A 12,858-nucleotide genomic window follows, 5' to 3' on the forward strand; every position below is an offset into this window, starting at 1 on the left:
CTCAAAAAGTTATTGCTGGTTTGTCTCGCACAGGCTCAAAGCCTGCATTCGACTTGTTTCCAATTACGCTCGATGTTCAGTTTTCAAGGAGCAATCGCGTTAGCCCGAAGGCCTTCGCTTTCGCGTCTGCTCAAGGAGCCGACAGCCATTAATGATATCAGCTTCTTCAAAGCTTGTCAACCACTTTTTTTGAAGCTGTTTTTCATTTGTTTCGTTCGTGCTGCCCGCTCCGTTCGAAGCGGCGAGATTTAATTTACCACGAATCGACGCGACTACGCAACAACCTTTTTATGGAATTTATTGAACTTCCACTTGACGATCCAAAAGCCGATAAGTTAAGTTGGAATTAATTCAACGTTTCTTCATCCCTTTTGCGAAAACGGAGGCGAGCAAATTGAAGGAGATTCCCATGCCTTACGTAAAAGCGAATCAGGCAGGCATCGTCCTGTTCGTCGTTGCGTCGGTCGTTTTGCAAAACCCTTGGGTGCTTGCCGCCCTGTGGCTCGTTCAGGTCGCCGGACTGCTGACGCGGGGCAAGTACAATTTGTTCGTGCGCCTCGCCAGGCCGTTTCTGCGAACCGAAGGCAAAGAAACGCAGGCGGAAGTGCTGCAACGTTTCAACAATACGCTTGCGGTCGTCTTCCTGACCTTGTCGCTGCTTTGCCATTTCTTCGGCTGGACGCTCGCGGGGACCGTATTCGCGGCGTTTCTGCTGATTGCGGCCGGCGTCGCCCTGCTCGGCTATTGCATCGGCTGCACGCTTTATTATCAATATAAAAGGATATCGCGCAAGCTGAAGCCCGGTTGACGCCTAAGCCGCCCAACCGCAGCCGTCTTCGCTCCCTATTTCAGGCACCGCAGAAGTGGCGAGCTTTGGCAACGGGCGTGAACTTATTTTCGGGAGGAATCGGATATGGCGCAAAAAAGAATCGATCATGTCGGCATCGTCGTTCGGGATTTGGAAAAAACCGTCCGATTTTACACGGAAGTTGTCGGCTTGGAGGTAAAAGGGCGCCTCGTCCACACGAACGGGGTGTTTCAACTCGCGTTTCTCGGCTTCAACGGCTCGGACGAAACGGAAATCGAACTGATTCAAGGCTACAGCGATCAATTGCCGTCGGAAGCCACCATTCATCACTTTGCGGTTCATGTGCCGGATATCGAAGCGGAATTCGAACGGCTCAAGCGGCTCGGCGCGACGTTCATCGACCAGGGGCTGGGCCAGGATATCGTAACGCTCCCCAACGGCCACCGCTACTTCTTCATCTACGGCCCCGAACGGGAGTGGATCGAGTTCTTCCAGCGATAATTCGGACGAAAGAAAGAGACCGTCGTCCCCGACCCGACAACGACAACGGGCCATTCGGACGGCGGTCTTTCGTATTATTAGGTCAGCCAGAATTTCTGGTTGGCCTTTTTTTACGACTCCATGCCCAGCAGCTTGAGCAGCTCCTCCTCGTCCTCCAGCACCTCGACGCCGAGCTCTCGCGCCTTCGCCAGCTTGCTGCCCGCGCTCTCGCCGGCGATGACGAGGTCCGTCTTCTTCGATACGCTGCCCGATACCTTCGCCCCGAGCGCCGCCAGCTTCTTCGCCGCCTCGTCGCGCGTCAACCGCGTCAGCGTCCCGGTCAGCACGACGGTTTTGCCGAAAAGCGGGTGGCTCTCGTCGGCGGCTTCCGACGCCGTGCGCTCCGCCTCGGCGCGCACGCCGGCCGCGCGCATGCGGGCGATGCTCTCCTGCATGACGGGATCGCGGAAAAAGCCCGCGATGCTCTCCGCCACGATGCCGCCCACGTCCGGCAGCGCCGTCAACTCTTCCGCCTCGGCCGCCATCACCTTGTCCAGATCGCCGTAGTGATCGGCCAGCATTTTCGTCGTCGCCTTGCCGGTGTTCGGAATGCCGAGGGCATTCAGAAACGCGGCCAGCTCGCGGGATTTCGACTTCTCGATCGCCGCCAGCAGGTTGCTCGCCTTTTTCTCGCCGAAGCGGCTCAAGCCCAGCAATTGCTCGAGCGTGAGCGAATACAGGTCGGCCGGATCCCGAACGGAGAGCTCCTCGTAAAGCTGCTCGGCCGTTTTTCCGCTGAACGTCTCGATGTCCATGCAGTCGCGCGAAGCGAAGTGGGTGATGCGCCCGATGATTTGCGGCTTGCAGCCGAGCTTGTTCAGGCAGAACAGGTGCGCCCCGCGCATTTCCAGCGGCGAGCCGCAGCCCGGACAGACGTTCGGATACTCGATCGTCCCGCCGGCTTCTTCCTCGTCCGCTTTTCCCAAAATTTCCGGGATGACGTCGTTGGAGCGGCGGATGAACACCCGCGTGCCCAGCGCGTGCTTCAGGTTCTTCCGCTCGATGTCGCCGATGTTGTTGAGCGTGCAGTTTTGGACCGTCACTCCCGCCAGCTCCACCGCTTCCACGCGGGCGAGCGGCGTGATTTTCCCCGTGCGGCCGACTTCCCAGGAGACGGATTCGAGCACGGTCGTCGTCTCTTCCGCCTCGAACTTGAACGCGATCGCCCACCGCGGGAACTTGTCCGTATAGCCGAGCGCCTCGCGGGTCGCGAAATCCGTCAGCTTGACGACCGCGCCGTCGATCAAATAATCGAGTTCCTTGCGCATCTCGGCGACCCGCTCCAGCTCCGCCGACAGCGCTTCGATATCGGAAAAATACCGGACGTAGGCGTTGACGGGAAATTGATTTTCGCGCAAAAACGCCATCATTTCCCGGTGGTTGGCAAGCTGCAGCCCCTCGGAATAGCCGATGTTGTAGCAAAAAGCGTCCAGCCGACGAGACGCGGTAACGCGCGGATCGAGGTTCCGAAGAGCGCCGGCGGCGCCGTTGCGCGCGTTTTTGAGCGGTTCGGCGGCCGTCTCGTTGTACTTCTCCAGCACCGAAAGCCGCATGATGCCTTCGCCCTGCACTTCCACGACGCCGTCCTTGAACGGAATCGCGAGCGGCACCGAGCGGATCGTCCGAACCTGCGCCAAAATGCCTTCGCCGACGACGCCGTTGCCGCGCGTGGCGGCTTGAACGAGCTCGCCGTTCGAATACGTCAAATTGAGCGTCAGGCCGTCGTATTTCAGCTCGACGACGTATTCCGGATCCGGAAGCGGACGGTCCGGGTTTTTCGCGTTGTAATCGGCGATAAGCTTCTTTACGCGCGTCGCCCAGGCGGTCAGGTCGTCCAGATTTTGCGCCTTGTCGAGGCTCCACAGCCGGGACAGGTGCCGATGGGGAACGAACCCCTTCAAAATTTCCCCGCCGACCCGGCGCGTCGGCGAATTTTCCAAAACCGTTCCGGACGCTCGCTCAAGCTCCGCCAGCTCGTCGTACAGCGCATCGTATTCCTTGTCGCTGATGGTCGGACTGTCCATCGTATAATAGCGGCGGGCGTGCCCGTTCAGCACCTCCACCAGCTCCCGCATCCGCTCGATCGGTTCCTTTGCCGTCATAATCGACCGTCCTTCCTATGTACTCTTATGTTCTCCAATGGGCCGCGCATAAAATCACCCCGTGAGCCTGCGATATGGAACACGGGGTGATAACGCGAAAAGATTATATCTTCGTCACCGGCGCGAATGCCGCGAGCAGCCGCTTCACGCCGACCGGCGCCGGAAACGCGATTTGCAGCTCGGTATCCTTGCCCGAGCCTTTGACGGCGATGACCGTGCCGACGCCCCATTTGGCGTGCTGCACTTTATCGCCCGCGGACAGCTGCGCGTCGGCCGCTCCGCCGGCTTGCGGCGCGGAACCGCCGCCCGCGGCCGTTCGTCCGGCCCCGGTCGCTCCGGCGGCCGCTCCCGGCCGCGAGCCGAACACGCTGCCGCCCGAGCCCGCCTGCGCCCGGCTCCCGAAGCCGCCGGCCGTCGCCGCGCCGCTTCCGAACCGCGAGCCGCCCGGACGGGCGCCGAAGCCGCCGCCTCCGCCGATCGAGCCGTAGCGCCCTCCGCCAAACGAGCCGGCCCGCTCCTTGAGCGGCTCCGGTATTTCCTCCAAAAAACGCGAAGGCGAGTTGCTGTTCGTCCGGCCGTACAGGAGCCGCGAGCGCGCGCACGTCAAATACAGCTTTTTCTCCGCGCGGGTGATGCCCACGTAGGCGAGCCGCCGCTCCTCTTCCATCTCCTCGTTGTCCAAAAACGCCCGTCCGCCGGGAAACACGCCTTCCTCCATGCCGACGATAAACACGACCGGGAATTCGAGCCCTTTGGCGCTGTGCATCGTCATGAGGACAACGGCGTCATTTCCCGCTTCCGGATCGTCGTTCATCGTATCGATATCGGCGATGAGGGCAAGGTCGGTCAAAAACGCGAGCAGCGACTTGTCGTCGTTGCGCTTCTCGAAGTCCTGCGTCACCGACAGAAACTCGTCGATGTTTTCGAGCCGCGCCTGGGATTCGAGCGTGTTTTCGCGCTGCAGCTCGAGCCGGTAGCCGGTTTCCTCCAGCACCTTTTCCGTCAGTTCGGTTACCGACAAATAGTCGGCCATTTTGCTCAAGTTCGCGATCAGGTTCCGGAATTCGGTCAACGCCGTTTTCGCCCGCGTCTGAATGTCCAAATGATACAGCCCGTCCCCGAGCAGGCCGTCGCCCTCGCTCAGCAGGCTGTACACCGAAATCCCCCTGCGCCCCGCTTCCTCCAACACCTTGGCCATCGTCGTATCGCCGATCGACCGCTTCGGAACGTTGACGATCCGCGCCAGGCTGATGTCGTCGTCCGGGTTGGAGATCAGCCGCAAGTACGCGAGAATGTCCTTGATTTCCTTCCGGTCGTAGAACTTGACGCCGCCGACGATCTGGTATGGAATTTCCGACTTGATCAGCACTTCTTCGACGACCCGGGACATCGCGTTCGTCCGGTACAAAATCGCGTGGTCCCCGTAGCTGCGGCCGTTCTGCCGGTTGTTGCGGATTTCGCGCGCGATAAAATAGCCTTCGTCGTGCTCGGAATCGCCCTGGAAGACGGTGATTTTGTCCCCGCCGGCCTTGTCTGTCCACAGGTTTTTAGCCTTGCGGCCCAGGTTGTTCTGGATGACGCCGTTCGCCGCGTCCAAAATGTTGGACGTCGAGCGGTAATTTTGCTCCAATAAAATCGTCTGCGCTTCGGGGTAGTCTTTCTCGAAGTTCAAAATGTTGGAAATGTCCGCCCCGCGCCAGCGGTAAATCGACTGGTCGCTGTCGCCCACGACGCAAATGTTGTGGTGCCCTTCCGCCAGCATCCGGCAAAGCACATACTGCGCCCGGTTCGTATCCTGGTATTCGTCGACGTGGATGTACCGGAATTTGTTCTGATAAAACGCGAGCACCTCCGGCACGTCCTTGAACAGCCGAATCGTCAGCATGATCAGATCGTCGAAGTCCAGCGAGTTGTTCGCCTTCAGCCGTTTCTGATAGACGCCGTAAACCTTCGAGACGATCGTCTGAAAATAGTCCCCGATTTTCGCCTCGTATTGCTCCGGCGTGAGCAGCTCGTTTTTGGCGGCGCTGATGACGGCCTGCACCGCCTTCGGTTCGAACTTTTTCGTGTCGATGTTTTGCTCTTTCATGATGGTCCGGATGACCGACAACTGATCGCCCGAATCCAGAATGCTGAAGTTGGACCCGTAGCCGATCCGCTCGATATCCTTGCGAAGGAGCCGCACGCACATCGAGTGAAACGTGCTGACCCAAATGTCGCGGCCTTGCGGACCGACGAGCTTGGACACCCGGTCCTGCATCTCGCGGGCGGCCTTGTTGGTGAAGGTGATGGCCAAAATGCTCCACGGCGCGGCCAGCCGCTTGGCGATGAGGTACGCGATCCGGTGCGTCAGCACCCGGGTTTTGCCGCTGCCCGCGCCGGCCATGATCAGCAGCGGGCCGCTCGTCGCCAGCACCGCTTCGCGCTGCTTCGGATTGAGCCGGCCGACCGCGCTCTCTATGTCGAACGATTCCGTATCTTGGGGTACAGGTTCAAAAAACATGGTCTTGCTCCTTTGCGCTGTTGATTACGGCATCCACCGTCGAAAGCGCCGCCTCCAAATCCTCGTAGACGACGTTGCCGACGACGACCGTATGCGCGGATAGCGCCGCCTGCCTCGCCTGTTCCGCCGAACGGATGCCGCCGCCGTAAAACAGGCGCGCCTGCGTCAGCTGCCCGCGCACGCTGCGGACGGTCGCCATATCGCCGAACGTTCCGCTGTATTCCAAATAGACGACCGGCGCGCGCCAGAGCCGGTCCGCCACCTGCGCGTAAGCCGCGATTTCGGCCGCGGACAGGTCCGCCTTCGCTCCCGTCACTTTCGCGGCGGTCGAGTCGGGGTTCAGCACGAGATAGGCTTCTCCCGCGACATGCTCCCACGGGAGCAGTCGCCCGTAGTCGCGAAGCGCTTCCGCCTGCCGGCGGGCGATCCATTCGCCCCGGTCCGTGTTCAGCATCATCGGAATGAAGTAGCCGTCGAAGCCGGGCACGCCGCATTCCGGATCGGACAGCTCCAGCGCGCACGGCGTCTCGAATCGGCGGACGCGGGAGAGCAAGTCCACCGTATTGTCGAACGTCAGGCCGCTCGAACCGCCGACGAGGATCGCATCCGTGCCGGACGCGCAGACGGCGGCAAGCCGGTCGTCGTCGATCGGGCGGTCGGGATCCAGCTTGAACACATGACGCCATTCGCTGTAAAAAGGGGAATTCATGCCGTCCTCCGTCGGTCGTTTACCCCTAGTCTAAGCGTAGGCAAAGGGTGTGTCAATTTGCTTCCGCTCCCAATTTCCGGGGACCGGGGGGCTTGTTCTGCCGCGCGCTTCCGGATGCGGCAACATCTTCCCGAAAATGAAAAAGCCCGGCTCCATAAGAACCGGGCTTCGGCCTGCGCTCCGGAAGCGGCCGCCGCATCGTCGGCGGATTCCCTCGTTTCCGGTTATTCGCTTAGCTTCGTTTTCAAATAGTTCCGCACGTCTTTCGCCAGATCGGGGCGCTCGAGCGCGAAGTCGATGATCGTCTTCAGGTAGCCGAGTTTTTCCCCGGTGTCGTAGCGCTTGCCTTCGAAGTCGTAGGCATAAATCGATTCGCTTTCCATCAGCCGGTAAATCGCGTCGGTAAGCTGAATCTCTCCGCCCGCTCCCATCGACTGGGTCTCCAGCAAATCGAAGATGGCCGGGGTCAAAATATAGCGGCCCATGATCGCGATGTTCGAAGGCGCGTATTGCTTGACCGGCTTTTCCACCACGCCGCGCACCTTGACGATCTTGTCGCCGTCCGCCGTGCCCGGCGCGGGATCGACGATCCCGTAGCGAGAAATTTCCTCGTCCGGCACGCGCTTGACGGCGAGCACGCTGCTGCGAACTTGGTCGTACACGTCCATCATCTGCTTGAGGCACGGCACCTCGGATTGCACGATATCGTCCCCGAGCAGCACGGCGAACGGCTCGTCGCCGATGAACTTCCGCGCGCACCAGATCGCGTGGCCGAGTCCTTTCGGTTCCTTCTGCCGGATGTAGTGAATGTCGGTAAGCTCCGTCGCCTTTTGCACCTCGGACAGCAGCTCGAGCTTGCCCTTGGTGAGCAGATTTTGTTCCAATTCGAACGAACTGTCGAAATGATCCTCGATCGCGCGCTTGCTTTTGCCGGTTACGATAATAATGTCTTCGATTCCGGAAGCGACCGCCTCTTCTACGATATACTGGATCCCCGGCTTGTCGATGATCGGCAGCATTTCCTTGGGCATCGCTTTGGTCGCGGGCAAAAAACGGGTTCCGAGTCCCGCCGCGGGAATGATGGCTTTGCGAATCTTCATGAAACGAGTATCCTCTCTCTACGACAATAATGACGAAGGAAAATCCGCCGCAGCCGCGTCGAGTTCGGCCGTCGCCTCGGGCAATCTTCCGATGCCGATGCAAACGACGCCTTCCGCGTTCAACCCGACGGCGTCCAAATGGTTTCGTCCATCTAGTATTATCGCTCGTTTCATCCATTTTTTAAAGTCATTTGCGGAAATATGGCGAAATTCCGGCCAATCCGTCACCACGATCGCCGCATCCGCTTCATGCAGCGCTTCTTCTGCCGAACCGCAAATCCGGACGGCGTTCGGCAGCATCCTCTTCGCCGACTGCCCCGCGGCGGGGTCGTACGCCGAAAGCCGGATTCCCGGATGCCGGCGCAGCAGCTCGGTCGCCAGCCTCAACGAGGGAGCCTCGCGCATATCCGCGGTCCCCGGCTTGAACGCAAGGCCCAGCAGCGCGACCTTGCGCCGCGAAGGACCGGAGATCGCGGCTTCGAGCTTGCGGACCATGCGCAGCGGCAGCAGCGCGTTCGCGCGGATCGCCGCCGACACGACCGTCTGCGGCGCCCCGGCTTCGTCCGCGAGGCGCACGAGACCGCGCGCGTCCTTCGGCAAGCTCGAGCCGCCGAAGCCCAGGCCGGCCCCAAGAAATTGCGGCCCGATTCTCGGATCCAGCCCGAGCGCCCGCGCGATGGCCGGGTAATCCGCTCCGGTATGCTCGGCGAGGGAGGCCATCTCGTTGGCGAAGGACAGCTTAACCGCCAGCGCGCCGTTGGCGGCCAGCTTGGAAAGCTCCGCGCTTCTCCGGTCCATATGGACGACCGGGGCGCAAAACGGCCGATGCAGCCGCTCGAGCTTCGCCGCCGTCTCCGGATTCGCCGCGCCGATCACGATTCGCGACGGCTGGAAAAAGTCCGCCACCGCATGGCCTTCGCGCATAAAATCCGGCAGCGAGGCGACGTGAACGGGACAGCCCGCGGGCAGCCGGCTGCGAAGCCGCGATTCCAGCCGGTCCGCCGTCCCGACGGGAACGGTGCTTTTGACGACGACTGTCCGTTCTTTTCCGTCCGCCCACTCCCCGATCCGTTCCGCCGCCGCCCACAAAAAAGAAAGCTGCAGTTGGCCGTCATCCGCGGACGGCGTACCCACAGCGAGAAACACCGTTTCGGCCTCGTGCATCATCTGCGCCGGATTGGAGCCGAACTTCAATCGCCCGGCTTCCGCATTGCGAGCGACAAGCGCTTCCAATTCCGGTTCGACATAAGGCATCGTTCCTTGCGTCAACAACCGAATTTTTCCCGAATCCGCGTCATAACAGTCCACGCGATGACCCAATTCCGCAAAGCCGGCCGCCGTCGTCAATCCGGCAATCCCCGCTCCGATCACTGCCATATGCATCGCGGAAGCCTCCTTACATCACTTTGGTTTCGATATACCGCGATGATAGCATGGAGGCAATATCGCATTTCCCTTTTTTCGTTAACGGAGTGTAAACTTTTGCGCGCGTTAACGAATCGGTGCGCCCGACATTGCGCTTCGGCTCCCTGAGCGAACGGGATAGCGGCGCCAGGCTGTGAAATAAAATACCACATAAGGAAACGCTTGACGGGGGCCTTGGAAACACGAACGAGACTCCCGGGATCGTGAATCGGAGGAAACTTCGGACGGACTAACCGAAACGCGGCCGTAGGCGGAAAGAGGTTCGGATAGGTAATTTTTACTCAACTGAGCAGGGTTATCGGCGTTTGGACGGGACAGATGGGTAATTTTTACTCAACTGAGCGCGGTGATCGGCGTTTGGATGGGGCAGATGGGTAATTTTTACTCAACTCGGCGCGATGATCGGCGTTTGGCCGGGGCAGATGGGTAATTTTTACTCAACTCGGCGCGGTTATCGGCGTTTGGACGGGGCAGATGGGTAATTTTTACTCAACTGAGCGCGGTGATCGGCGTTTGCGACAGCGGACGCATGGGGGAGCTGGGTGCGCCCGCTGTCGCCGGAGATGCTCGCCGGCTGCGTCGGAAATATTCGTTTCGTCCAATCCGGCGAGGCCTTTCTCTTGGCTTCCGCTAAAACGGCAGCGGGCTCCCGTCCGAGTGGATGAAGAAGCGGCCGTGCTCCGGCCTCGTCTTCCCTTCCAGCAGATCGCACAGCTGCGCGGCCGGCTCGGACGGGTCCAGCGGCGCTTCCATCCCGCCCTGATCGGTGCGCACCCATCCCGGGTGCACGGCGTACACCGACACGTTTCGTTCCGCCAGCTGATTGCGCAAAATGCCCGTGAACATATTGAGCGCCGCCTTCGACATCGCATACGAATAGTCCTTCGACCCGCATTTTTCGATAATGCCCGACGCGGAGGACATGTTGATGACGAACGACGGCCCGTCCCCGGCCCTCAGAAGCGGGACGAAATGCTTGCAGACCCGCACCGGACCGAACGCGTTCGTTTGAAACGTCCGCTCGAAATCGTCCAGGTCCGCTTCCTCGATCGAGCTTTTACGGCCGACGGCGATGGCCGCGTTATTGACGATCGCGTCGAAACGAACGCCGTTCGCCCGCATCGTTTGCGCGGCGGCCCGGATCGAAGCCTCGTCGCCGACCTCCGCTTCGACCGTTTGCAGGGCGTCGGCCGGATATCGACCCCGCAACCGCTCCATTTCCTCCAGCCGCGAAGCCGGACGAATGCCCGCCACGACCCGATGTCCCCGCTCCAGCAGCGCTTTGGCGATAGCCAGTCCGATGCCGCGGTTTGCGCCCGTAATGAAAATGTTCATCCCGTATCAACTCCTGTCCAGTATCGGCTCGCAAGAGCCTTTCCCCGCAATTCGCCGATCATGTCGAATGCGGAAAATTACGGATGTTGCCTTTGGACCTGGCAAATATTCTTTCTCGGCGTCCGGCCTCGTCTTCCCGGCCGGGCCAAGCCTCCCCGCCATTTTATTGCAAGCGCTTTACTTTGTCCATGGAAAATTCGGCAGCGCCCGGCGCTTGGCGCGCGCCTATCCCCGTCCGCCTTTGAAATACGACTCCGCGAACTGCAGCCATGCCCGCTCCGCAGGGGACAAATATTTATCCTTTCGCCAAATCATCGCGAGCGCCCACGGAATCGAAGGACGGACTAGGCGGATCGCCCTCGCCTTGTCCGAAACGACCTGTCGGCAGATCGATTCGGGCAAAAGCGAAATGCCGAGCCCCGCCGCCACCAGCTTGCCGATCAAATCCCACTGCGAGCTTTCGCAAACGATCGCCGGCTCGAAGCCGGCCTGAATGCATGCCGAGCGGATCCGGCCCCGCAGCGCGAATTCCTGGCCGAACAATATAAACGGCTCGCCCGCCAGCTCGGCGAGCGACGCCTCCTGCCGCCCGGCAAGCCGATGCGAGCTGGGGACGAGCAGGTGGACCGGCTCCTCGGAAATCGGAATGGAATGATAATCATCCCGTTTGGTCGGCAGCAGCACGACGCCGATATGGAGCGTTCCGGCGGCAATGTCGGCTTCCATTTTTTTCGCGCCGTCTTCCACCAGCTCCAGCGCGATGCCGGGATGACGCTCGTGAAACAGGCCGAGCGCTTCCGGAAAATAGCCGGCTCCCGCCATCGGGGGCAAGCCGATGCGCAGCGTCCCCTTTTTCAGGTTCAGCAAATCGTCCAAATCCGAGGACAAATGCTCGAACGAGCGAACGATATTTTCCGCCTGCGCCAAAATCATCCGTCCCGCGTCGGTCAGCTCGATCCTTTTGCCCGAACGGTCGATCAGCTCGGTTCCGAGCTCCTCCTCGATGCCTTTGATCATTTTGCTGATCGTCGGTTGGCTGACATGAAGCTTTTCCGCGGCTTTCGTGAAGCTTCCCTGGCGCGCCGTCTCCATAAAATATTGCAAGTGCCGGATGTCCACCGATTTCACCGCCATGCACGAATGGAATGATAAACATTCATTATATGTATTTTACCTATGAAAATAAGCAGCGTATACTTTTCATTATTCATTTCGCCCGTTCGAAGGGAGGCAAGCTCGCATGAAGTGGCACATCCGAATCCTCAATGCCGCCACCGCGTTCGTCCAAATTGCCGCTTTGGCCGGCGTCGCGCTGGCGATGGACAAGTTGGCCGGCCGGCTCGGCCTGCCGCTCCCGGGCAGCATCTTGGGCGCGATCGCGGTGTTTCTGCTGCTGAAAACGAAGCTGCTGCCGCTGCGCTGGATCGAACGGGGAGCGAATTGGCTGCTGGCGGAATTGCTGCTGTTTTTCGTTCCTTCCGCCGTCGGCATCGTCCAATATCCGTCGCTGCTCGGAAGCGCGGGCTTTCGGCTGCTGCTCGTCATCGCGGCGGGGACGCTTCTCGTTCTGGCATGCGCCGGCGCGGTGACGAAGCTCGTGTTGCGGCCGCGCGCGCGGAAGGAGGCCGATTGCCGATGACTCCGCTGGCTTTGCTCGGGGCCGGGATGACGGTCGGCTTGTACTTCGGGATCAAAAGCGCGGCGAAGCGGCTGCGGTCCCCGCTGCTCTCTCCGCTGCTGGTCACGCCCGTTCTGCTGATCGCCTTCATCCTGATCGCGAACATTCCTTACGATGACTACCGGGCCGGGACTTCCTGGCTGACCGATCTGCTGCAGCCCGCGACCGTCGCGTTCGCCGTGCCGCTGTACAAAGCCTATCCCGTGCTCAAAAAACATCTGCGAGCCATCGCGGGAGGCGTCGCCGCCGGCAGCCTGATCTCGCTTTTTTCCTGTTTGCTCATCTCCGGCATGCTGCGGCTGGATGTCCGGTTGACCGACAGCCTGCTGCCGCGCTCGGTGACGACGCCGATCGCCATCGGCCTGTCGCAGGCGAACGGCGGCATCGGCTCCGTCACCGCCTGCGCGGTGCTCGCGACGGGATTGCTCGGCTCGATGATCGGTCCTTCCGTCATCCGCCTGCTGCGCATTCGCGACGACGTCGCCCTCGGCGTCGCGCTCGGGACCGGCGCCCACAGCGCCGGCATATCCAGGGCGCTCGAGCACGGCGATGTCGCGGGAGCCGTCGCCAGCGCATCCATGATTTTGTCCGCGCTTTTTACGCTGTGCGTATATCCTTATCTCGTTCCCGTCCCGTGAAAAAACGGCCCGCCGAATCG

General features: G+C 60.7%; 12 protein-coding genes. 5 read left to right on the top strand and 7 right to left on the bottom strand.

Annotated elements, in window-relative coordinates; genetic code table 11:
• The 3 genes from B7E11_RS29920 to B7E11_RS00985 all read left to right on the top strand — a co-directional run.
• Positions 1 to 252, top strand: a 252-nt coding sequence (locus B7E11_RS29920; RefSeq protein WP_213084113.1) for a hypothetical protein, incomplete at its 5' end; no start/stop codon positions are given.
• A gap of 142 nt (positions 253 to 394) precedes the next feature.
• Positions 395 to 808, top strand: a complete 414-nt coding sequence (locus B7E11_RS00980; RefSeq protein ID WP_080831788.1) for a DUF4395 domain-containing protein — start codon at positions 395 to 397, stop codon at positions 806 to 808.
• A 105-nt stretch (positions 809 to 913) separates the two neighbouring features.
• Positions 914 to 1,309 carry a VOC family protein gene (locus B7E11_RS00985; protein ID WP_080831789.1) on the top strand — a complete coding sequence of 132 codons (396 nt, stop codon included), beginning with the start codon at positions 914 to 916 and terminating at the stop codon, positions 1,307 to 1,309.
• Between the two features lie 110 nt (positions 1,310 to 1,419).
• On the opposite strand, the gene ligA is transcribed toward B7E11_RS00985, so the two are convergent.
• From ligA to B7E11_RS01020, 7 genes are all read right to left on the bottom strand, one after another.
• Positions 1,420 to 3,450 (bottom strand): NAD-dependent DNA ligase LigA, encoded by a 2,031-nt coding sequence (ligA, locus tag B7E11_RS00990; RefSeq protein WP_080831790.1) that lies wholly within the window; start codon positions 3,448 to 3,450, stop codon positions 1,420 to 1,422.
• 103 nt (positions 3,451 to 3,553) lie between these two features.
• Positions 3,554 to 5,953 (bottom strand): DNA helicase PcrA, encoded by a 2,400-nt coding sequence (pcrA, locus tag B7E11_RS00995; protein ID WP_080831791.1) that lies wholly within the window; start codon positions 5,951 to 5,953, stop codon positions 3,554 to 3,556.
• A complete protein-coding gene (gene pcrB / locus B7E11_RS01000; protein ID WP_080831792.1) occupies positions 5,943 to 6,662 on the bottom strand; it encodes a heptaprenylglyceryl phosphate synthase in 720 nt (239 codons plus the stop codon). The genes pcrA and pcrB overlap by 11 nt, the downstream gene beginning before the upstream one ends.
• A 224-nt stretch (positions 6,663 to 6,886) precedes the next feature.
• Positions 6,887 to 7,762, bottom strand: coding sequence for a UTP--glucose-1-phosphate uridylyltransferase GalU (gene galU, locus B7E11_RS01005; RefSeq protein WP_080831793.1), 876 nt, complete (start codon positions 7,760 to 7,762; stop codon positions 6,887 to 6,889).
• A gap of 18 nt (positions 7,763 to 7,780) precedes the next feature.
• Positions 7,781 to 9,145: a UDP-glucose dehydrogenase family protein gene (locus tag B7E11_RS01010; RefSeq protein WP_080831794.1), complete on the bottom strand. Its 1,365-nt coding sequence runs from the start codon at positions 9,143 to 9,145 to the stop codon at positions 7,781 to 7,783.
• 672 nt (positions 9,146 to 9,817) lie between these two features.
• Positions 9,818 to 10,522: an SDR family oxidoreductase gene (locus tag B7E11_RS01015; protein WP_080831795.1), complete on the bottom strand. Its 705-nt coding sequence runs from the start codon at positions 10,520 to 10,522 to the stop codon at positions 9,818 to 9,820.
• A 225-nt stretch (positions 10,523 to 10,747) separates the two neighbouring features.
• The gene (locus tag B7E11_RS01020; protein WP_080831796.1) at positions 10,748 to 11,641 is read right to left on the bottom strand and encodes a LysR family transcriptional regulator; all 894 of its coding nucleotides are present in this window, start codon (positions 11,639 to 11,641) and stop codon (positions 10,748 to 10,750) included.
• A gap of 121 nt (positions 11,642 to 11,762) precedes the next feature.
• Here B7E11_RS01020 and B7E11_RS01025 point away from each other — a divergent pair, with 121 nt between their 5' ends.
• Both B7E11_RS01025 and B7E11_RS01030 read left to right on the top strand, forming a co-directional pair.
• On the top strand, positions 11,763 to 12,161 hold the full coding sequence (locus B7E11_RS01025) for a CidA/LrgA family protein (protein WP_080831797.1): 399 nt from the start codon (positions 11,763 to 11,765) through the stop codon (positions 12,159 to 12,161).
• On the top strand, positions 12,158 to 12,838 hold the full coding sequence (locus B7E11_RS01030) for an LrgB family protein (protein ID WP_139787027.1): 681 nt from the start codon (positions 12,158 to 12,160) through the stop codon (positions 12,836 to 12,838). The genes B7E11_RS01025 and B7E11_RS01030 overlap by 4 nt, the downstream gene beginning before the upstream one ends.
• The last annotated feature ends 20 nt before the right edge of the window (positions 12,839 to 12,858 follow it).

This window comes from Cohnella massiliensis, from assembly GCF_900169535.1.
Lineage (GTDB): Bacteria > Bacillota > Bacilli > Paenibacillales > Paenibacillaceae > Cohnella > Cohnella algarum.